Origin of the sequence: Acinetobacter piscicola, from assembly GCF_015218165.1 — a bacterium.
Lineage (GTDB): Bacteria > Pseudomonadota > Gammaproteobacteria > Pseudomonadales > Moraxellaceae > Acinetobacter > Acinetobacter piscicola_A.
Map to the genome: position 1 here is coordinate 3,337,184 of NZ_CP048659.1, position 22,517 is coordinate 3,359,700.

Genomic DNA, 22,517 nt, shown 5'->3' on the forward strand with positions numbered 1-22,517 from the left:
GTGGGATGTTTAGGAAACATTATGGCCTATATTACTTTAAGGGATGTCCAACTTGCGTTTGGTGGACCTGCCCTGCTCGACGGCGCAAACTTCAGTTTAGAACGTGGCGAACGAGTCTGTTTGATTGGGCGTAACGGTGAAGGTAAGTCTACTTTACTTAAACTGATTGAGGGAAGTTTATTACCTGATGCAGGTGAAGTTTCCTTGCAAAATGGCATCACCATTGCCATGTTGGCGCAAGATGTACCCATGGATTCGGGCAAAGTTGCTGACATCGTTGCTGACGGTGCAGGTCAAGCAGCTTCAGTATTAAAAGCATATCATGAAGCGAGCGATGCTTGTGTACTCGGCGACATGGAAGCCTGTGAACGCATGGGCAATCTACAACATCAGATGGATCAACTCGATGGTTGGTCACTTGAAACCAAAGTCAATGCAATTTTAAGTAAAATGGGCTTAGACCCAGAAGCAGACTTAGCAGATTTATCAGGTGGACGTAAACGCCGTGTGTTATTGGCTCGTGCTTTACTGACCCAGCCTGATGTCCTATTACTCGATGAACCAACTAACCATTTAGACGTTGAAAGTATTGAATGGTTAGAAAAATTTTTGTTGGATCAAAACAATTTAACTTTATTGTTTATTTCGCATGACCGTTCATTTGTTGACAGCATTGCAACCCGTATTGTTGAGCTAGATCGTGGGATTTTACGTAGCTATGAGGGTAACTATTCACGTTATCTTGAGCTAAAAGAACAGCAAATGGAAGCTGAAGAAAAGCAAAATGCGCTGTTTGATAAACGTTTAGCTGAAGAAGAAGTGTGGATTCGTCAAGGGATCAAAGCACGTCGTACCCGTAATGAAGGTCGTGTCCGTGCGTTAAAAGCTTTACGTGAAGAATCGAAAGCGCGTCGCTCACAACAAGGTAAAGTCAGTATGGCGACGCAAGAAGCACAACGCTCAGGTAAAGTGGTCTTTGAGATTGAAAATCTCAGCGTTACTTTTGGTGACAATGCACCGATCATCAAAGATTTCTCTGCATTGGTCTTGCGTGGTGATCGTATTGGTTTAGTCGGTGATAATGGTGTAGGTAAAACCACCCTGATTAAAGCCATTTTAGGTGAGCAAGAACATACGGGCAGCGTTAAAACAGGAACACAGCTTGAAGTCGCCTATTTTGACCAACTGCGTAATGCGCTAGATTTAGAAAAATCAGTCAAAGATAACGTATCAGAAGGTTCTGATTTTGTAGATGTGAATGGTGGTCGCCGTCATATCTATAGTTATTTGCAAGACTTTTTATTCTCACCTGAACGTGCCCGTACACCTGTAAAAGCACTGTCTGGTGGTGAACGTAACCGTATTCTTTTGGCTAAGCTTTTACTTAAACCATCCAACCTGATTGTCATGGACGAACCAACCAATGACTTGGACATGGTAACACTTGAGCTACTCGAAGAAATGCTCGGTGGCTATAAAGGTACATTACTTCTCATCTCGCATGACCGTGCCTTTATGGACAATGTCGTGACGTCGACTTGGGTCTTTGATGGTAAAGGCAATATTGATGAATATATTGGTGGTTATCAGGATTATCTTGAACAGCGCCCTGACCAAACCGTTGTGGATCAAAAGAGTGCAGTAAAAAAAGCTGCAGCAAAAGCTGAAGCGGCGGCAGCACAAGCTACGCAACCGAAAAAAGTTAAGTTGAGCTATAAAGACCAACGTGCTTTAGAGCAACTTCCTGCTGAAATGGAAGCTTTGGAAAAGGAACAAGCTGAAATTAATGACCTACTTGCAGATGGTTCATTGTTTGTTTCTGACTCAGATCAAGCCATGAAACTGTCCAATCGCTTAACCGAAATTGATGATTTATTGCTAGAAAAACTTGAGCGTTGGGAAGAGCTTGAAGAAATGAGTAAAGGTTAATTTCTATATTTTTTTAGCTGCAAAAAACTCCGCATTTAGTGCGGAGTTTTTGATTCAGACCCGAATTTTTCAATATGATCAACACGATATTTTCATTTTTTGATGCGCTAAAAATGCTCATAGTATTTTTAAAACATTATTTTCTGTCATTTTTTGTGCATTTATTTAGGTGCATTGATAGATAAAAATAGCGCTTAAATCTATCACCATCAATCATCACACAAAATTATTATATTAAAATTCAAAGTTTTAGTAAAAATAAAACATCCTTCAAACATTTGGCATCTATTTTGCAAAACACCAGACAAACACAAAATTAAAATACAGGAGTGTTTGCGATGCATAACCCATCTACAACAGATACTTTTGAGGATAAAGCCACTTCCTCAGCTGCAAATGAAACATTAGAAGATTACACATTACGTTATGCACCACATAGTTTTCGTCGTTGGAGCCCTAAAGTTGTTGCCATTACCGCATTAGGCGGCATTGCCTATTTAGCTGATTTTTCAATTGGCGCAAGTATTGGTATGACGTATGGTACAACCAATGCTGTCATGTCGATCCTCTTCGCTGCGATCATTATTTTCCTGACAGGTATTCCACTTGCCTATTATGCTGCTCGCTACAATATTGATTTAGATTTGATTACTCGTGGCGCAGGCTTTGGCTATATGGGTTCAGTGTTAACCAGTATTATTTTTGCGAGTTTTACCTTTATTTTCTTTGCGCTTGAAGGTTCAATCATGGCGCAAGGTTTACTGCTCGGGCTTGGTATTCCGCTCTGGGCTGGTTATCTGATTTCCACAGTGATGGTCATTCCCCTTGTGATTTATGGCATGAAAGCACTGAGTAAATTACAAGTATGGACCACGCCGATTTGGTTAATTTTGATGATTGGACCTGTGGCATATTTAATTCATAAAGAACCGAGTTTGGTCAGCTCTTTTGCCACCTATACAGGTACAAGCGGCTATGCACCTATGGACATGGCAGCGATTATGCTAGGTGCAGGGATTTGTTTGTCGCTGATTATGCAAATTGGTGAGCAAATTGATTATTTGCGCTTTATGCCTGCAAAAACCAAAGAAAATAGCAAATCTTGGTGGATTGCAGTCATCTCAGCAGGTCCAGGTTGGGTCATTTTGGGTGCAATTAAACAAATCATTGGTGCATTTTTAGGTTTTTATTTACTGACAAAAATTCCAGGTGTCAATGCAACTGAGCCTGTACAACAGTTCAATGCCGCTTTCCATGACATGTTACCGGGTTGGTTGGCGCTGTCTTTAGCCGTGATTTTAGTGGTGATTTCACAAATTAAAATTAATGTCACCAATGCTTATTCGGGTTCTTTGGCTTGGACGAGTGCGTATACCCGTATCAGCAAACATTATCCGGGACGCATTGTTTTTGTCATTGTTAATCTTGTCATTGCCCTTGCATTGATGGAAGGCAATATGTTTGCGGTCTTAGGTAAAATTTTAGGTTTCTATTCTAACTTTGCCATTGCTTGGGTGGTTGTAGTTGCAACGGATATTGCCATCAATAAATATGTGCTTAAGCTGTCACCGAAAGAGCCTGAATATCGTCGTGACATGTTGTATAACGTCAACCCTGTTGGAATGGTTTCTTTCCTTGCGGCTGCGGGTCTGTCCATTGCTGCATTCTTTGGCTTGTTTGGGGATTTCCTTGCTGCCTATTCTCCATTGATTGCCTTGGTTGTGGCATTTGTACTGACTCCTGTGATGGGCTTAATCACCCAAGGGAAATATTATATTAAGTCTGAAAATGATGGCATCAAAGAGCCTCGTTATGATGCTGAAGGTACACCTGTTGCGACGGTTTATCATTGTGTATCATGTCATGAAGATTATGAACGTCCTGATATTATGTATTCACATCAACATAATGGCGTGATCTGTTCATTGTGCAAAACCATGGAAAAATAATAAAACTAAAATAAAAATAGTTTGGTTAAATTTAAGGCTTCATTTGAAGCCTTATTTTTTGTGTTTTTTTAAAATAAAGTACTTACAAAAGTAAAAACAAACCAAGATTGATAGAAAAATTAATATTGAAAGTTCCTTGTCTTATGCCATATATGAATCAGGGATGAGGAGTAATTTCAGTGAGTTAAGTATTTTTATATAAAACGATCAGATACAAAAAATCCCACATTTTCATGCAGGATTTTTTGAAATGTTCTATACATTAAGCCAAAGTAATCAACGCAACAAAGGCAGCAAAAACACCCACGATTTTTTTACCATAAGGCATGTAGTCCGCAATCACTTTCCCTAACAGTAGACCCACAGCATAAATCAGTGACATTGCCACCACCATACCTGTAACCAAGCCTACGACATGCCCTGCACCACCCAGTTCAGCACCATGCGCAACACCATGAAAAGTAACCAACATCGCCGTTGCCACAGGTAAAATCATGTTTGACTTCGACCATAATGCAATCGCAACCACCATCAGCGAAGCCACAATGCCATATTCTGCAAATGCTTCAGGTATCCAATGTGCCACCCCAATTACAAAGCCACCAACCAAAGCCAAGACCATACCAATCATGCCGATCACATTCCATTTTTTAGCGGCTGAATAAAATAACACCCCCAAAGCAATCGCCATCATCATATGGTCAAGTCCTGTGAATGGGTGTGTAAATCCTGCTGCAAAACCTGAGTGAGTTTGATCATGCCCGGGATGTGCCATTGCAAAAACAGGACTCAAGGATAAGAAAAATAAAACACTTTTTTGCCCAAATTTTGTCATTTTCATCGCTCCTCAGGCTTTAAATAAACCTTGTTTTTCAATAAATAAAATAATTTCAGCCAAACCAGCTTCAGTTTTCATATTGGAAAATAAAAAGGGTTTATCACCACGCATGCGTTTTGCATCCTGATCCATCACCTCAAGATTTGCCCCGACCATTGGCGCTAAATCTGTCTTGTTAATAATCAATAAATCTGACTTGGTAATACCCGGTCCACCTTTACGGGGAATCTTTTCCCCCCCTGCAACATCAATCACATAAAGGGTTAAATCGGATAGCTCAGGGCTAAAGGTTGCAGCTAAATTATCACCACCACTTTCAATGATAATCAGTTCCAAACCCTCAAACTTTTCACATAAATCATCAATTGCAGCAAGGTTAATTGAAGCATCCTCACGAATCGCAGTATGTGGACAACCACCTGTTTCCACCCCCACAATACGATCAGGTGACATGGCTTCATTGCGGGTTAAAAAGTTAGAATCTTCTTTGGTATAAATATCATTGGTGACCACTGCCATATTATATTTGTCACGTAATGCACGACATAAATTTAAGGTCAATGCCGTTTTACCTGATCCAACAGGACCACCAATTCCAACACGTAATGGACTACGTTCTGACATGATTTCTTCCTTTATTTTGTGTGAATACTAAAGTTAAATGTTGTTAATTTAAGAACGGAATAATCTTGAATATTGCGTTTCATGTTGCATACTGAGCATGGCGTACTGTGGCAAACTGCTACTCATTTCATCATCCTGTAGCGCCATCGCCTTCTCTACCGCAGCAGGAACCAAGCCATGCAAATGCCATAAAATCCGTTGACCGCTCATTTGACCCAATGGAATGGTTTTAACCGCAGCCAAGACCTGATTTTCTAAAACAGAAAAACTATAAGCAGTTAAAACATCCGCCTCGTTTAAGCCTAGACGACCACAGAGCTGTGCATAGACAGGCACAAAACCAAACTGTTTTTTCACCGTGACATCAAGTAAAAGGACATCTTTGATCCATGCATTTAAGGAAAATGCCAACTGTTGTGACTCAGCCAAGAGTTCCTTACTTTCACGACTCGCCCGATATAAATGCGCCCAATATAAAAATTCATTTTCCTGTGAAAAATGCTGCATTAACCGTTGCAAAATAGGCAGCTCGAAGCGAAGCAACAGCATTTCCAAAACATCTTCAAAATAGGCTTTGCTGCTGTTTTCATCATGGATCAAGCCTTTTTCAATCGCACTTTCCACACCTTGTGAATAACAATAAGCACCCACAGGCAAAGCCGTTGAAGAAAGCGTTAAGAGCTTGAGCAGTTGCGCGGCATTAATGGACATGGTGTAAAGACTTGATTGGGCTTAAAGGCTTCGTTTCTGCTTTCGATAAACGCTCATGACTGTGTGCATGTTGCGCATAAGCACCACTTTCAGGTTCAAAGGGGTGATCAACCTCCGTGACAACCAAACCTAAGCCCTGCACCATTTCCGCAAGCACATGATCAGGCTCAAAATACAAAGCGGTCGGGGTCAACATCAGTGGCACATGCCGATTGCCCAAGTGATATGCCGCTTTTAACAGCTCAAATTCAGTCTTTGCCGTAACTTGCATCAAATGTTCCGCTTTGGCATTGACCTTTAAAATCTCGCCTTGCTCGGTCGCAATCAATGCGCCACTTCTTAAAATACCTGTACGTGGTAAATCCACGCCTATATCATCGCCATTGTCCAAAGTGGCACGAAAACGACTTTTTTGACGGGTATCAAAAGTCAGAGCAACCGTTTCAAATGCCTCTTCAGTTTCCGTCTGCTCCAATCGTTGGGTAAATATTTTCATCAGCATCCTACTTATAAATAAAAAATTCTGTATTTTTAATCGGTTGATGCAACATATTGTGGCGAAATGCTCGCATTAACTCGGCTGAAACTGCCTGTGGTTCAGTCATTAACATTTGAAATAACTGTAAAAATTGACCATGACTAAAAATCATCAAGTTTTGATCTAAATAACGTTGTTGTTCTCGATCAAGAAATGTGAATAAAGCTTCAACTCTTTGATATAAATCTCGAAAAGATTCAGCATCCGAAGCATCGACATAATCTACATCCTCCAACTGCCAATAGGCATCTACCCACGGTTTACGCTGCGATAAAGTTGTACCTTTGCATTTCACATCGGAAAGATAAGAGAATTCCTCTATCGGCAAAATTTCGGCACTTAATTGATCCCGATCAAGCAAGGGTTGAGCAGTTTGTAAGGTTCTTAAAAAGGGTGAAATAATGACATGATCAGCCTTCGGCAACTGTGCTAGAAGCTGTCGTGCCTGTAAATGCCCCAATTCAGTCAGTGCAATATTTGCATGTGATTCTGTTTGACCATCAACATTTCCCACACTTTCTGCATGTCGAATCAAATAAATTGCCATCAAACCCGTCCCTTAAAATAAAAAATAGCGTTGTGCCATCGGTAACACTTCGGCAGGTTCACAGGTCAAATGTACCCCATCAGCTTTCACTTCATAAGTTTCAGGATGAACCTCCATCACAGGACAATAATCATTGTGCTTCATGTCCTTTTTGGTGATTTTTCGCGTATTTTTTGATGGGGAAATAATCTTTTTCAGCTGTAATTTTTCCGCCACACCTGCATCAATTGCCACTTGTGAAAGAAAGGTAATACAGGTGTTATGTACACCACGCGGAAAAGCCCCAAACATTGGACGATAATGCACAGGTTGAGGGGTTGGAATCGACGCATTAATATCGCCCATTGGTGCGGCTGCAATCATGCCACCTTTAATGATCATGGACGGTTTAACGCCAAAAAATGCAGGCTTCCACAACACCAAATCTGCCAATTTTCCTTCTTCAACGGAACCGACTTCATGGCTTAAACCATGGGTAATGGCAGGGTTAATGGTATATTTGGCGATATAACGCTTCACCCGTTGATTATCACAATGCGGTGTATCCCCTTGTAATGCGCCACGTTGCACTTTCATTTTATGGGCAGTTTGCCACGTTCGAATGATCACTTCACCGACCCGTCCCATCGCTTGCGAATCCGATGACATCATCGAAATTGCACCTAAGTCTTGTAAAATATCTTCTGCGGCAATGGTTTCACGGCGAATTCGACTTTCAGCAAATGCCACATCTTCGGCAATTGCAGGGTCTAAATGGTGACAAACCATCAGCATATCCAAATGCTCATCAATGGTATTGACCGTATAAGGGCGGGTTGGATTGGTTGAAGATGGCAATACATTGTCCTGACCAATCGCTTTTAAAATATCAGGGGCATGTCCACCACCTGCGCCCTCAGTATGGTAGGTGTGAATGGTTCTATTTTTAAATGCAGCAAGGGTTTCTTCCAAAAAACCACTTTCATTTAAAGTGTCGGTATGAATCGCCACTTGTACATCATATTCATCTGCAACACTCAAACAATTGTCAATTGCTGCAGGTGTCGAGCCCCAATCTTCATGCAGTTTAAGCCCGACCACCCCTGCTTTGATTTGTTCTGCAATCGGTTCAGGTTGACTCAGATTTCCTTTACCCAATAGCCCGATATTCATCGGCAAATCATCAATCGCTTGTAGCATGGTGGAAATGTGCCAAGGACCCGGAGTAACCGTAGTTGCCGATGTCCCTGCCGCAGGACCTGTTCCGCCACCAATCATGGTCGTGGTTCCTGCCATCAATGCGGTTTCTACTTGTTGTGGGCAAATCCAATGGATATGGGTATCAATTGCCCCTGCGGTTAAAATCTGCCCTTCACCTGCAATGACTTCGGTTGCCGCACCTAAAGGAATGGTGATATTTGGCTGAATATCAGGATTGCCTGCTTTACCAATTTTCCAAATTCGCCCATTTTTCAGACCAACATCGGCTTTGATAATGCCCCACCAATCCACAATCAACGCATTGGTAATGACGGTATCTGCAACTTCATCTGCCAAAAGTTGTGACTGTCCCATGCCATCACGGATGACCTTCCCACCACCAAATTTAACTTCTTCGCCGTAAGTGGTCAGGTCTTGTTCCACTTGTATAAATAACTCGGTATCCGCAAGGCGAACACGATCTCCAACCGTAGGACCAAACATTTCTGCATAAGCACGACGTGATATTTTCATGGTTGAATACCTTAATTTCGTGGATATTTTAAATTATGTATCTGACGCATCATCAAGTTTTCCCATGACTCGTCCTGCAAAACCATACACTTCACGCTTGCCTGCCAATGCCACCAATTCAATACGACGACTTTGCCCCGGCTCAAAACGAATGGCTGTCCCTGCCGCAATATTGAGGCGATAACCTTTGGTTTGCTCGCGGTCAAACTGCAAAGCATCATTGGCTTCATAAAAATGAAAATGCGAACCCACTTGAATCGGGCGATCTCCCATATTTGCAACATTGATGCTTAAGGTCTTGCGTCCTACATTGAGTTCAATCTCTGCTTCAGGGGTAATCACTTCACCGGGAATCATGCTTTGCTCCTTATTACAGAATGGGTTGATGAACCGTCACCAACTTTGAACCATCAGGAAAAGTGGCTTCAACCTGAACCTCAGCAATCATGTCCGCCACGCCATCCATCACATCATCTTGTGTGAGTAGTGTGGTGCCGTAATGCATGAGTTCACTGACGGTCATCCCATCACGTGCACCTTCCAACAATGCTGCAGAAATAAATGCAATCGCTTCAGGATAATTGAGTTTTAAACCGCGCGCCTTGCGACGCTCTGCCACCAACCCTGCGGTAAAAATCAATAATTTGTCTTTTTCTGTGGGATTAAGTTCCATAACATTTTCCTGTTTTTTTAATTCATGCAAAAATCGTGCTCATTTTTCTAATCACGATGATCTAAAATATAACGCTTGAGTTCTAAACCCTGTGTACAGGCAGGATCTGACTTGCCGTAAACACAACTCATAATCAGCGCATCTAACGCTTTATCATAGCTTTCTTTCGAGTCATCATTCTTAATTAACTCAGATGCATACATTGTGCAGCCCCAAGGGTCATTCCAACGGCATGATTTTTCAAATGTCCTTGTAATACATTGTTTTCGCTCTAAACTTAATGAGTCCATAAACGTCATTGCACCCGCTGCTCGATTGGTACATGCCGATGCGACACCTAATTCACAGCCTCTTTGAAATAATTGCTCAGCAGCTTGTACTTGATGCGCTTGCTGTAAACTCAATGCTGTAAAATAACAAGCATATCCTTGATCATGCTCACATTTTTTATAACATGCTAAAGTGTTTTTCTGACAATATGCAGCCAAAATAGTATCATCTTGTAAGAATTTGGCTTTTTTATTGGGTGATGTATCCGCTGGACATCGCTCTAAATTATTTATAAATATCGGATTTTTTGACATACCTTGCTTGATTTCGAAAATGTCATTTTCAGGCATCGCATAACAGAACAAAGGTATTAAGCAACAGAATAATATTAATATTTTCATTAACTTATCTTTTTAAGGTTGTATTTTTTAATCAGTTTATCGAGATATTCATCACATTACCATCTAAAAACTAAATCATATTTAAAAACTAAGTCCGCCAAATTCTTGGAAATTCTTCATCTAAATCAAACCAATAACGTCTAAGTTTTGCCCGAATGGCTGCAAAAGCGTCATGGCATTGTCGAACATCTTGTCCTAAATAACGTGCACAAATCACATCACCTAAAATAGTCAAGGTCACAGGCGTATTCATCCGCATAATCAATTCTCGGATCAAATCAAGCTGCTGATCCAAATGCATATTTGCACGAAATTTCTCAGGAGGCACAGCCCAAAAACTGCCCATCACAGCGCAACTATTCATGCCTAAACAAGAACTCAACCAACGATCATTTCCCACAAAATTCAGTGAATCTGCAACTAAAAGTGTCTGATTTCGATACAGTTTAAAATGATTTTGATAACGCCCCTGCTCAAATTTTTCTTGTTGTGCCTGACGCCCCAAGACCAACAGATCCCAACCGATAAAACTTGCGGTCTGATCTAAATCAACAATCGTTTCAGAATTGGCATTTGCACCATTAAAGAGCATCGTTTCCTGTGGCAACCACTCCAATATCGCATGATTTTTGACATGAATATGAATATGCTGAAAGGCAGGCTTACCATTACTTTTGTACCATTTTCCTGCACCGGGCGTTGTAACCACGGCATGGGCATACTGCTCAGCATCAATTTGAAAACTTAAGTGATCGCCCCCCGCAATGCCTGCGGGTGGATGTACAATAATGGCATGACATACCCCTGTTTTTTCAGGCCACAGCATTTTTTGCACCCGAACAGGTCCAAAATGTTTACGGCGATGTAAAATGGTGCGTTTATGATCACCCTTAAAAGATAATTCTAATTTTGCGTACCAATATTGTGCATTTTCAAATGTATTTTTTAAGTTTGATATATTCATCCACACCTAGCATGTTTTATTTTAGATCCTATTTTATCTAAAGCAAAAAACGCACCAAAACATAACACCTAGACCTATTTTTTATTTTGTATATGCATAAATTTTTCAGTCGGCTTGACTAACCATAATGATATTTTTCTTAATACTTGATCAAAAACAGATTGTTGCAATATCCAAGACGTCAAAACAGAAAGAGCCATACACATCGCTATTTCCATGAAAATATTAAGATCTAGAGAATAAAGCCGCGAAATTGCGATCACCACAAAACCATGTAACAAGTACACAGGCAAAGTATAAGTACCTAATTGCAACCATTTGCCTTGAAAAAATTGCGTAACAGACAGTAATGCTACTACCCCTACTGCAGATAGCATCAAACATAAAGTTCGTATGAATATTCCATCAAAAATACTGACTTTTAATTGTGTATAACTCAAACTACCATATAACCAATATTGATTGATCTGAGAAAAATACATCAATGCTGCATATATCAGTAGACAGATCACGCCCCACCATTTGGCACTCATTGAGTGTTGAATTTTAGCAATGATGACTTTGCCATACAACACCCCAAAAATAAAAAATGGGAAAAATACAAAAATCCGACCCACTGAATATAGATAGTTATTCCAAGGGCTTAAACCAACAATAATGGACAATAAGAGACATACAAATAAAGCAAACTGATTTGAGGTTTTAATAAGAAAATGAGTCAGCACAGTCCATACCATCATACCGAGCAAATACCAAAGCACCCAATAAGGCTTAATCAACACATTCCAGTTCCAATGAAACTGTCCTGACCATAGGCCATCAAATGCGATAAATAAAAGCTGAAATGGAAGATAAAGTGATAGAAAAAATACAATATTTTTCAGCCAATTATGATCTTTATACAAAATACCCGATACAAAAATAAAGGCAGGCATATGAATCAAATAAATTGTTGCCAACAATGTATGGCTGATTGGATTATGCCATCCGATCATACGTTCTATATAATGTCCCAAGACCACTAAAAAGATCAAAATCGCTTTATGAGTATCGAGAAAATGATTACGCATAGTGGCTGGTAAACAGAAAATTTGAGAAATTATATACCTAATATTTGCACATCGGCTGCATCTATTTGCGCTAATTGTTGACGATAAATTTTAAAATTTTCCACATCAAAACACACAAAATGAATCTCTTGCACATACTGTGCATTTTTCAAAAAATCAACTGCACTCTGTACTGCAATTTCTGCTGCATCATATTTTGGAAAACGATAAATCCCTGTAGAAATATTTGGAAAAGCAATACTTTGCAACCGTTTTTCATCTGCCAGATGTAAACTATTGCTATACGCTTTTTGCAATAATTGTTTTTCCTGTTGTTGCCCATCTTGCCATGTTGGACCTACAGTATGAATGACATAATGACTCGGTAATGCGCCTGCTGTCGTCATCACTGCTTCCCCGACAGCACATCCCCCTTGCTTTGCACGAATTTTTTGACATTCAGCTAAAATGGTTTCGCCGCCTTTCCGATGAATCGCCCCATCTACTCCACCACCACCGAGAAGTGATGTATTGGCAGCATTGACAATTGCATCGACTTTTTGAAGGGTAATATCACCTTGAATTAACCGTATACTTTTCATTAAATTAAAGCCATCGCAGTCTGATTCTTGTTGGTTATATTATCAAACAATGCCTACCATCTTTAAATTTAGTTCATGTTAAACTTCAGCCATCTCAACCATTGCCACTCCTCACATTCATATGAGTAAAAAGCATCAGTACGTATCAGGAAAGTTTTATTGGGCATTCTTATTGCCACAATATTGGGGAATATGGATCGCCATTGTCTTTTTAATGTTACTTGCAATTTTACCTTGGCCTATTCAGCATCGCTTAGCGACTTTTCTAGGAAATGTTGCATTTAAACGACTGAAATCAAGACGTAAAACCACTGTGCGTAATCTCGAAGTATGTTTCCCTGAATGGTCGGCTGAACAAGTACAAGAGCACGCCCGTCAGGTTTTTATTGACATGATGATTGGTGTTTTTGAAACCTTAAATGCTTGGTACTCACCACAATGGTTTAAAGGTCGCGTAACAGTTGAGGGTTTAGAGCATATTCAAAATGCACAAGCCGCAGGTAAAGGGATTTTGTTATTAGGCACACACAGCACTTTACTCGATGCGGGTGGTTATTTATGTGCGCAATATTTTGAACCTGATGTGGTCTATCGTCCACAAAACAATCCTTTGTTAGATATGCTGATTTATCGTTGTCGTGGCACCATTTACAAAGCACAAATCGACCATGATGATATGCGGGGACTTATCCGCCATTTAAAGGAAGGGGATGCGATTTGGTATAGCCCTGATCAAGATTTTGGCCTAAAACAAGGGGTTATGGCCCCATTTTTTGGTACACCTGCAGCAACAGTGACGGCGCATCGTCGTTTATTAAAAATTTCTAAAGCGGTCGCCATTCCTCTGTATTTTTATCGTCATGGTGACATTAAAAATCCACAATACCGAGTGTTGATTGAACCTGCGGTGGATCATCTGCCAAGTGATGATGAACTAGATGATGCGATTCGTGTCAACAAAATCATTGAACAGCAATTACGCATCGCACCAACTCAATATATGTGGTTTCATCGTCGCTTCAAAACCCGTCCTGACGGCTATGAAAAGATTTATTAATCTGTTGCACAAAGTGCGATTACACTGTTCTAAACGCTGCACCAACCTCACAATGACAAGGAAAAACGTATGAAAGTAATGCAACTTCTTCCCGAACTAAATAGTGGTGGTGTAGAACGTGGTACTTTGGAAATTGCCAAAGCGCTCGTTGCAGAGGGTCATCAATCCTTAGTGGTGTCCAATGGCGGACGCTTAGTTCCCGAACTAGAAGCAGAAGGAACAACCCATTTAACGCTGCCCATTCATAAAAAAGCTTTGTCTAGTCTGTGGCAAATCCGACCACTACGTAAACTGATTGAACAGCATCAACCTGATATTGTACATGTACGTTCACGGGTGCCCGCATGGCTAACGCATTTTGCCCTCAAAGGCATTGCTGTAGAAAAACGTCCGCATCTGATCAGCACTGTGCATGGTTTTTATTCCATTAATCGTTACAGTGCCATCATGACTCACGCTGAAAAAGTCATTGCCGTCTCTGACAGCGTGGTCAAATATATTACCGATCATTATAAAAACTGCCCACCTGAAGATATTGTCCGTATTTATCGAGGCATTGATCCCAAAGCATTTCCACATGGTTATCAAGCTCCTGCACAATGGATCAATAAAACTTTTCAAGATTTTCCACAATTAGAAAATAAGTTTTTAATTTGCTTGCCTGGACGTATTACTCGCCTTAAAGGTCATGAAACCCTAATAGAACTGATGGAAAAATTGCGTGATCAATATCCACAACTGCATGCTGTTGTGGTCGGTGGCGCAGACCCGAAAAAAGCAGCTTATTTAGATGAATTAGAAAACACCATTAAAAGCAAAAAATTAACTGATCACATCACCTTTGTGGGTCATCGTTCAGACATCCGAGAATGGCTGGCATTTTCTGACTTGGTGCTGTCTTTGTCTAATCAAGCCGAAACTTTTGGTCGTACAGCATTGGAGGCACTTTCTGTTGGTACGCCTGTCATTGGTTGGGATCGAGGCGGTGTCGCTGAAATTTTAGCAAATGTCTATCCACAAGGTAAAATTGCGGTAGATGACAACATTGCGCTTTTGAATGCTGTAAAATTACATATTGATCAGCCACAGCAGGTTGCACCTGTCACACAGTTCAGTTTAAAAGATATGTGTGATCAAACGATTGAGCTTTATAAACAAGTGTTACAGCAATAAATAAGCTTGACGAAGCATTACGTGCTTTTATTACGTAGGAATAAAAAATGCCTTTGATTAAGTAAAGGCATTTTTAGCTGCTGTAAGACTTAGATCATTTTAAAGAACCTCATCCCCTGCAACGTCTATTTTCCCATTTTCAATTTCTTGTAAAAATTGTGCATAATCTGCCGCATTGCGTTCGGCATATTGAACCGCATATTCTTGAAGAACTTTGACAATTTGCTTACCTTCACCCAAATAGCCCATCAAGACATCGGCATTGCCTGCTTTTGCATGCGCATGTGCCAATGCCAAACCACAACTGTCGGCATATTCATAAAGATATACATCGTCCATATCTTCAAGGTCGATTGAGATTTTCATATCACGTAACTGGCGGACATAAAACTGTTGATGCTCCTGACTATATGAGGCAAAACCCAAGAAAATATCATTTGCTGCTTGCATTAACTGTTGCCCTGAAATGACACGCTCGCCTTCATGTTTGGCTTTTTCAAGAAATAATGGGCTTAAAATCGAAGGATTTGCTTCTTTCATTTGTAAAATTAAAGGTTCACGATCTGCATCTTCAAACAAAGCAATCGCAGCACGTGTACCTACACTCCCCACGCCAACAACTTTTAATGCGATATCGGTACAACGATAACGATCAAATAATACCTGACGGTCAGACTTTAAAGAGTCACGGTAACGCTTAAAAAATGCTTTGGAATTTTTCGCAAAAACTTCACCTTTTTCAGGATGACGCAATAATGGTGGCTCATCAATAAAACAACGATGCCCAGTTTCTGCATCATAATCCGTAAGTTTCGGCAATACCGAAGCAGAAGTACGACGATGCGCTGTCGCTAAATGTTTTTCACGTTTTTTACGAATTTTTTGGTCTTCGGTATGTTGCAAAAGTACCGCTGCATCTACTTTTTCATACCAAGTTTGTAAGGGTGATAGTGTTCTAAAATGTTGTAAATGCTGCCGATAAGCATTAAGCATGACTTCAATCGCTTTTAAACCGACTTTTTCACCGAGTTTAATTTCACTTGCTGCGATAATAAAACTCGTTGCAAGGCGTTTTAAGTCCCACTCAAAAGGCGCAACTAACGTTTCATCAAAATCATTAATTCCAAATAATAAATTACGCTCAGGACTGGCAAAACCACCAAAATTTAACAAATGACAATCACCACAAATTTGCTGCATTAAACCTGAATGGCTTTTTTCCCATGCAAGGTCATATAACATCAAAGAAGGCATACCACGAAAATAAGCAAATGGCGAAACGCTCATTCGTTTCGCACGTACAGGTTTTAAATGATCTACACGCCCTTGATTACTCCAATGATAAATCGTTAATGCATCGACTCCCTTTGGGCGCTCTGAGAGTTGACTCAGTTCTGAACGTGAAATTAGTTTTCGCTGTGCTTTACCTAAGTCAAAGCCTTGTTGCTGATTTAAAAGCTTATTTTTATATTGATGTGAGGTCAGGTCTATACTGAAATCTGTCCATAAAAATTGCGGCAATTCAGGTGATTTTTTTTTGTGCATAACCAATATTCTAATTGTGTTTGTGAGCCGAAATCATAACATTGACATTTTTATCTTGTCATCATTTGTCTAGTGTGAATTCGACGCTGGTATTGGTCTTATATTTTTGCTCACCCTAAATAAGCATAACCCGAGTTCTGCATCCTGCAAAACTCGGGTATATGAGGTTGTGCTTTCAAGTGCTGTTCTTTTTATTGTGTTTGGTTGTCCATTCCAACATCATGTCCATGATGATTTTCCATCGGCTTCGTCTTCCTTAAGGGGACTCTTCCTTTCCCTACTCCGTGTGCCGATAAGCCTATATTAAAACCAACGGCATGCGTTGCCTATCCGCTATGCACCTAAATAGACGTAAGCTTTTTCGTACAAAGGCTACAAACTTCATAATAATCGGTTAGCCTCATTTATAATCCTGTGCAATTTCATCGGTGACTACTTTTTCTTCACGCTCTGCTTTTTCAATTCCTTCTTGAATCGCTTGTTGTGCTTCTTGCTCATCGGCATCGGTTTGCTCTAATTCTTCTTGAATTTGTTCAAACACACGCCCTGTTTGTAAAGTCACATATACAGGAAAATGGTCTGAGCCAATATGTGGCAAGCGTTGCATCTGCACCAAAGCAAAATCAGTACTATGGAAAATATGATCGAGCGACCATCTTAACAGCTTATAATCAGCGTGGAAGGTATTGACATATTTACGTCCAACACGTGGGTCTAATAAACCGCTAATTCGTTGAAATAAACGTGTCGTGCGAGACCAAGCAACATCGTTTAAATCACCCATCACAATGCAACTTTCATCCAAATCTTTAATTTGATCTCCTACAATCAATAACTCGGCATCACGTAAGGTCGAGTCTTTTGCTTCGGTTGGACTTGGTGGTTTTGGATGCAAACAATACAACTGCACAGGCTGTCCTGAACGTAAGATCACGGTGGTATGAATCGAGGGAATTTCATCACTCAGAATAAATTTCACTTCAGTGTCGAGCAATTTCAGTTTGCTATACAAATGCATGCCATACAAATTATCTAAAGGTACAGGCACGCGATAAGGATAATCTTTCTCGATGCTAGACAAAGCATTCTGCCAAGTTTGATCTGTTTCTAACGTTAATACGATGTCAGGTTGATACTTTTCAATTTGTTCAATCAATAAATGATATTGATCATTTGGTGTCAGCACATTAGATACAATTAAAGAAATTTGACGATCTGGCTCTAATTGTTCTGGGCGCACTTGTGCAACTTGCTTCTTCCACAGAAAAGTATAAGGCAACACCATTTTTAACTGATACGCCAAAGCCGCAATCAACAAAATCAGAATAATATCTCGTTTGACATCCCATTCTCCTTGCCAAAAAATAAGGAAAAGCAATGCCACGACACCCAAGACTAAGATTTGTAGTCGTGGAAAATCTGCGCCGCGAAACCACCATTCATCTCGTGGAATCAATGACCAAAAGCTCAGCCAAATCACCAATCCTGCTAAAATTTCAATCCAAAACATAATTTACACTCTTTATATTCTTAAATTTTTATTCATTTATAAATTTATATCAGTTTTGCATGTAACATAAACAAGATATATTGCACAATATTGTTGGTGTTTTGATTGTGTAGCTATTGCAGTTACACGTCCTTTTGATACACTCGAACCCCCCTATTAATTTTTTAACGCACCGAGGCGAAGTGACATGAAAGTAGGTCTGGTCGGTTGGCGCGGGATGGTTGGTTCCGTCCTTATGCAACGTATGGTTGAAGAGAATGATTTTGCTCATTTTGAGCCATTCTATTTTTCTACCAGTAATGCAGGTGGTGAAGCTCCTGCGTTTGGCGGTAAGACCGCCCCAGCACTTATGGATGCATCAGACATTAACAGTCTGAAGCAAATGGATGTCATTATTACCTGTCAAGGTGGCGACTATACCACTGAAGTTTTTCCAAAACTCAAAGCTGACGGTTGGAATGGTTACTGGATTGATGCTGCATCTACCTTACGTATGGATGATGAAGCCATCATCGTTCTCGATCCTGTGAATATGAATGTCATCAAAGATGGTTTAGTGAAAGGCACCAAAACTTTCGTGGGCGGTAACTGTACTGTTTCATTGATGCTGATGGGCTTAGGCGGTCTATTCCAAAACAATTTAGTGGAATGGGCAACTTCAATGACTTACCAAGCAGCTTCTGGTGCAGGCGCGCAAAACATGCGTGAACTGATCACAGGTATGGGGTATTTATATAACAATACCAAAGATTTGCTTGATGATCCTCGTTCACCAATTTTAGACATTGACTCTAAAATTGCACAATTACAACGTGGTGAAGGCTTCCCTTCTGCAAACTTTGGCGTGCCTTTAGCGGGTTCTCTCATTCCATATATCGACAAACAGCTCGAAAGCGGTCAGTCAAAAGAAGAATGGAAAGGTCAAGTTGAAACCAACAAGATCTTAGGCAATCAGCAAATTGTACCTATTGATGGTCATTGTGTGCGTATTGGTGCAATGCGTTGCCATTCTCAAGCTTTAACGTTAAAACTTCGTAAAGATATTCCATTGGATGAAATCGAAGATATTATCGCAAGTGCAAATGACTGGTCTAAAGTTGTACCGAATACCCGTGAAGCTTCCATGACAGATTTAACACCTGTTGCAGTGACTGGAACACTGTCTGTTCCTGTAGGTCGTTTACGTAAACTTAATATGGGTAAAGAATACTTAGGCGCATTTACAGTCGGTGACCAATTACTTTGGGGTGCTGCTGAGCCTTTACGCCGTATGTTACGTATCCTGATTGACTACAAAAATAGTTAATTTTTGAAATTTTTAGTCAAATAATGAAAGCCGAACTGTAAAGTTCGGTTTTTTTGTGTAACTATACGGTTAAAAATTTATTTGGGGATATAACTAAGCAAATCCGTGCTTAGTTAATTGACGACAATTTCATTAGAGCAATGAAAGCGATGACCGTATATAACAAACTAAAAATTGCCATATTAGCTATTATTGCATCACAATCTGTATCTGCAATTCAACTTGATCCAATTCAAATCCAGTCGAGTTCAGGAGATTTACTCTATGCAGAGATGAAATTTAGCAATTCGAATCCAAACGAAAAAATTGATGTTAATCTTGCATCAGCAGAAGATATGATGAATATTCGTGCATCGCATCAACCGCCTGGACATTTAAACTTTTTTACACGTCGTTCAGGTGATGGCAGTGGCGTCATTGTCATTACCTCTTCTCGCCCTGTGATTGAACCAGAACTGAATATTTTATTGAAAATTCAGGAAGGTAGTTCAACTTATATCCAACAAGTCAAAGCCAGCTTACCGCGTACCAAAACAGCGACCCCGCCAATGGCAATGCCGAGTAATGAAACAGCACTGACCCCACAAATGATTGTTAGTGAAAAGGATATTGCTTTAAATTTACCTGAAAGTGCTTCGCTACAACCATCTCAGCCAGTAAAACAAGACACGGCTATAGCAAACAATCTCGCTATTTCAACAGTAGCACTGCCTGCATTAAGTACAGCCACCAATACGGCGAACACGTCTTCAGCATCGCAACCTTCTATTCAAAATAATAATCCCCATCAGATACGTGAAGATCGTGAAGCAACACGTGCTGCTTTCTTGAAGCATCACCCTGTTCCAACAGAGAAGACTGAAACAGCACAAGTAAGCCCAAAACCTATACCACAACAACACATGGCACAAGTAAACCCCAAAGCTAAGCCACAACCTCAAACAACCAATAAACCACAAAATACACAAGCTACACCACAAGCAAAAGCTGCATCGGCTGCAATAAAAGGACAACATACTGTCCAAGCCAATGAGTCTTTATGGTCTATTGCAAGTAAAATTGCAGCAAAAACCAAACAAAGCATTCCAGAAGTAATGCGCCAATTACAAGCCAATAATCCTCAAGCTTTTGTACAAGGTAATCCCAACCGATTGCGTCAAGGTGTGGCTTTGAATCTTGCACAACCAATGCCGAATGCCCAGCAGAAATTTAAACCTGCTCCACCACAAACCGCACAACAAAGAGCCAATACCAAAACCAAATATCGACTTAACCAAGCAGAAATGAGTATTGTGGCAGATCAAAAACCATTACAAACGACATCCGCAGCACATCAAAATGGTCTACAAAAGACAACTTCAGCAGAATTATCTGTAAAAGTTATGACAGCACGTGAAAAAACAGTTAAATTACAAAATCACGTGACGCAATTGAGTTCAGCTCTAAATCAAAAGAACAATCGAATTCAATTGCTCAATGCACGACTTGCTCAAATTCAGCAACAATTGCAACAGCAAGCTCAAGCAAGAAAACCTAAGTAATTCACGTATTTTTTAAATTAAGGTTCATTGGATACAATGAAGGGGTAACCGAATATGTTGTTGTATATCATTCCTTTTGTTTTATTATTAGTGGTTGCGATTGTCTTAAAAAAACGTGAAGCAAACAATCAGGATGCTGACCGCAGTAAGACCAACAAAAAAGTCAGCAACAAAAAAACAGCCAAAAAGAATGTGGCGAAAAGTGCCCGTACGAGTCAGCGTCAACAAACACAAGTATCTGAACCAGAACCTGTTGTTCAAGATCAAGTTATAGCTGTCAGTGCCGATTTAAAGCAAAAAATTGAAAGTTTAATCAGCGCTAAAAATTATTCTGCTGCTGAAGCTCAGATCAATTTAGCCTTGAACCAAGACAACCGTCAACATGGCTTATATTTGTACTTATTGGACATTCATTTAGCACAAAAAGATGAATTTGCAATTAATCAATTGGTTCAGTATTTACGCTCTTTAAATTTGCATGATATCGCTCAACAAATTGAAGATAAAAAAACTCAAATTGATGCACAAACCATTGAAGTTATTGAGTTTAAAACATCGACTGAAGCAACAACACCAACAATTACTTCTGTGATCCAAAATCCAGTTCCCGCAGATGCTTTTGACGCATTAGTTGATCATAAACCAACAAACAATAACAGTTTTGATTTACTGCAAAATGAATATAGCCCAAGTGCAAAAAATGAACCTCAACCAATTGAATTAGCAGATGAGAAAACTTTAGCGACGCCTGTAAGTACAGTATCAAATGAACATGTTGATTTAGAGTTCACACCGAGTTTAACCACTGAAAAAGTTGCAACACCTGCTGAAGAAAAAGCAGAAACTGAAAATAATGCACTCGCATTTGATTTAACTCAACCTGGAACACATACAGATAAACCACAAACACGCGATGCATTAGATTTTAGCTTTAGTTTAGAAACACCTACAGCATCACCTGTCGTTGAAGAATTTGTCGTAGCGCCTGAAAACAAGACACCACTTGAATTTAGCCTAGATGCTGTATCCCCCCCAACTGAAACAGTGACTAAGCTCACATCTCCAGTAGAAAGCTTAAGTGAATTTAAACTCGATTTTGAAGCACCTGTTACACCAAGCAGTTCAGAGTCGATTAACATCGATACAGCAACGTCTGAGCCAACGATCTCAGAGCATAGCTTAGACTTTAAACTAGATAGCTTTGCAATAGAGCCAGCACCAAACTTTAATTTTGATGTTAATGAACCGCAAATTGTACCAAGCCTAGATTCTCAAGCTCAAAGTCAGATTCAAGAAACAGCAGCAACGCTTGACCCTTTAGCGCAAGCATTTCCAGATCTTTTAAATACAAATGAAATTGAATTAAACTTAGATCTTGCTGAACAATATATTACTTTGGGTGCATACGATGCTGCACGCCAACTCTTAGCGCAAGATCAGGATCATTATTCAACTGAGCAAAAGTTACAGTCACAAAACTTACTTAATCAAATAGCATCATAATATAATTCGTTTTAAGATAAAGCAGTCCTAGATGGCTGCTTTTTTTATTATGCAGCCTCAAAAATTAAGCCCAT

The 22,517-nt window shown here is 40.0% G+C and carries 21 protein-coding genes; 7 read left to right on the forward strand and 14 right to left on the reverse strand.

The genetic code is table 11. The features are described 5' to 3' along the window. Positions 1 to 21 precede the first annotated feature (21 nt). Both G0028_RS16490 and G0028_RS16495 read left to right on the forward strand, forming a co-directional pair. Positions 22 to 1,929: an ATP-binding cassette domain-containing protein gene (locus G0028_RS16490; RefSeq protein ID WP_180045483.1), complete on the forward strand. Its 1,908-nt coding sequence runs from the start codon at positions 22 to 24 to the stop codon at positions 1,927 to 1,929. 338 nt (positions 1,930 to 2,267) lie between these two features. Beyond that, positions 2,268 to 3,878 (forward strand): purine-cytosine permease family protein, encoded by a 1,611-nt coding sequence (locus G0028_RS16495; protein WP_130072117.1) that lies wholly within the window; start codon positions 2,268 to 2,270, stop codon positions 3,876 to 3,878. 262 nt (positions 3,879 to 4,140) lie between these two features. Here the strand turns inward: G0028_RS16495 and G0028_RS16500 are convergent, their stop codons facing one another. The 12 genes from G0028_RS16500 to G0028_RS16555 form a co-directional block, all read right to left on the reverse strand. Beyond that, on the reverse strand, positions 4,141 to 4,713 hold the full coding sequence (locus G0028_RS16500; protein ID WP_180045484.1) for a HupE/UreJ family protein: 573 nt from the start codon (positions 4,711 to 4,713) through the stop codon (positions 4,141 to 4,143). Positions 4,714 to 4,725: 12 nt separating this feature from the next. After that, entirely contained in the window at positions 4,726 to 5,340 is a 615-nt protein-coding gene (ureG, locus tag G0028_RS16505) for an urease accessory protein UreG (protein WP_130072119.1), read from the reverse strand. 48 nt (positions 5,341 to 5,388) lie between these two features. Next, positions 5,389 to 6,051, reverse strand: coding sequence for an urease accessory protein UreF (locus G0028_RS16510; RefSeq protein ID WP_130072120.1), 663 nt, complete (start codon positions 6,049 to 6,051; stop codon positions 5,389 to 5,391). Continuing rightward, positions 6,041 to 6,547 (reverse strand): urease accessory protein UreE, encoded by a 507-nt coding sequence (ureE, locus tag G0028_RS16515; RefSeq protein WP_130072121.1) that lies wholly within the window; start codon positions 6,545 to 6,547, stop codon positions 6,041 to 6,043. Before ureE ends, G0028_RS16510 begins: the two co-directional genes overlap by 11 nt. A 7-nt stretch (positions 6,548 to 6,554) precedes the next feature. Further along, a complete protein-coding gene (locus G0028_RS16520; RefSeq protein WP_180045485.1) occupies positions 6,555 to 7,136 on the reverse strand; it encodes a histidine phosphatase family protein in 582 nt (193 codons plus the stop codon). Positions 7,137 to 7,148: 12 nt separating this feature from the next. Beyond that, the gene (ureC, locus tag G0028_RS16525; protein ID WP_130072123.1) at positions 7,149 to 8,849 is read right to left on the reverse strand and encodes an urease subunit alpha; all 1,701 of its coding nucleotides are present in this window, start codon (positions 8,847 to 8,849) and stop codon (positions 7,149 to 7,151) included. 33 nt (positions 8,850 to 8,882) lie between these two features. Next, positions 8,883 to 9,206 carry an urease subunit beta gene (locus G0028_RS16530; RefSeq protein ID WP_180045486.1) on the reverse strand — a complete coding sequence of 108 codons (324 nt, stop codon included), beginning with the start codon at positions 9,204 to 9,206 and terminating at the stop codon, positions 8,883 to 8,885. A 13-nt stretch (positions 9,207 to 9,219) separates the two neighbouring features. Then, positions 9,220 to 9,522, reverse strand: a complete 303-nt coding sequence (gene ureA, locus G0028_RS16535; RefSeq protein WP_130072125.1) for an urease subunit gamma — start codon at positions 9,520 to 9,522, stop codon at positions 9,220 to 9,222. Positions 9,523 to 9,569: 47 nt separating this feature from the next. After that, entirely contained in the window at positions 9,570 to 10,193 is a 624-nt protein-coding gene (locus G0028_RS16540) for a hypothetical protein (protein ID WP_130072126.1), read from the reverse strand. Positions 10,194 to 10,281: 88 nt separating this feature from the next. Continuing rightward, positions 10,282 to 11,157: an urease accessory protein UreD gene (locus tag G0028_RS16545; RefSeq protein WP_180045487.1), complete on the reverse strand. Its 876-nt coding sequence runs from the start codon at positions 11,155 to 11,157 to the stop codon at positions 10,282 to 10,284. A 74-nt stretch (positions 11,158 to 11,231) separates the two neighbouring features. After that, positions 11,232 to 12,227, reverse strand: coding sequence for an acyltransferase family protein (locus tag G0028_RS16550; RefSeq protein ID WP_180045488.1), 996 nt, complete (start codon positions 12,225 to 12,227; stop codon positions 11,232 to 11,234). Between the two features lie 29 nt (positions 12,228 to 12,256). Next, positions 12,257 to 12,808 (reverse strand): O-acetyl-ADP-ribose deacetylase, encoded by a 552-nt coding sequence (locus G0028_RS16555; protein WP_180045489.1) that lies wholly within the window; start codon positions 12,806 to 12,808, stop codon positions 12,257 to 12,259. A gap of 121 nt (positions 12,809 to 12,929) precedes the next feature. Here G0028_RS16555 and G0028_RS16560 point away from each other — a divergent pair, with 121 nt between their 5' ends. Further along, positions 12,930 to 13,865 (forward strand): lauroyl acyltransferase, encoded by a 936-nt coding sequence (locus G0028_RS16560; RefSeq protein ID WP_174493781.1) that lies wholly within the window; start codon positions 12,930 to 12,932, stop codon positions 13,863 to 13,865. A 69-nt stretch (positions 13,866 to 13,934) separates the two neighbouring features. Beyond that, complete coding sequence (locus G0028_RS16565; protein ID WP_180045490.1) at positions 13,935 to 15,038, forward strand: glycosyltransferase family 4 protein; 1,104 nt, start codon at positions 13,935 to 13,937, stop codon at positions 15,036 to 15,038. A 99-nt stretch (positions 15,039 to 15,137) separates the two neighbouring features. Here G0028_RS16565 and G0028_RS16570 read toward each other — a convergent pair whose 3' ends face one another. Together G0028_RS16570 and G0028_RS16575 are read right to left on the reverse strand one after the other, a co-directional pair. Then, entirely contained in the window at positions 15,138 to 16,583 is a 1,446-nt protein-coding gene (locus G0028_RS16570; RefSeq protein WP_180045491.1) for a DUF2252 domain-containing protein, read from the reverse strand. A 400-nt stretch (positions 16,584 to 16,983) separates the two neighbouring features. Next, the gene (locus tag G0028_RS16575; protein WP_174493784.1) at positions 16,984 to 18,093 is read right to left on the reverse strand and encodes an endonuclease/exonuclease/phosphatase family protein; all 1,110 of its coding nucleotides are present in this window, start codon (positions 18,091 to 18,093) and stop codon (positions 16,984 to 16,986) included. A gap of 187 nt (positions 18,094 to 18,280) precedes the next feature. Between G0028_RS16575 and asd the strand changes: the two genes are divergently transcribed. The 3 genes from asd to G0028_RS16590 all read left to right on the forward strand — a co-directional run bounded on the left by asd (position 18,281) and on the right by G0028_RS16590 (position 22,443). Beyond that, positions 18,281 to 19,399, forward strand: a complete 1,119-nt coding sequence (gene asd, locus G0028_RS16580) for an aspartate-semialdehyde dehydrogenase (RefSeq protein WP_180045492.1) — start codon at positions 18,281 to 18,283, stop codon at positions 19,397 to 19,399. A 149-nt stretch (positions 19,400 to 19,548) separates the two neighbouring features. Beyond that, a complete protein-coding gene (locus G0028_RS16585; protein WP_180045493.1) occupies positions 19,549 to 20,940 on the forward strand; it encodes a hypothetical protein in 1,392 nt (463 codons plus the stop codon). A 54-nt stretch (positions 20,941 to 20,994) separates the two neighbouring features. After that, complete coding sequence (locus G0028_RS16590) at positions 20,995 to 22,443, forward strand: hypothetical protein (RefSeq protein WP_180045494.1); 1,449 nt, start codon at positions 20,995 to 20,997, stop codon at positions 22,441 to 22,443. The last annotated feature ends 74 nt before the right edge of the window (positions 22,444 to 22,517 follow it).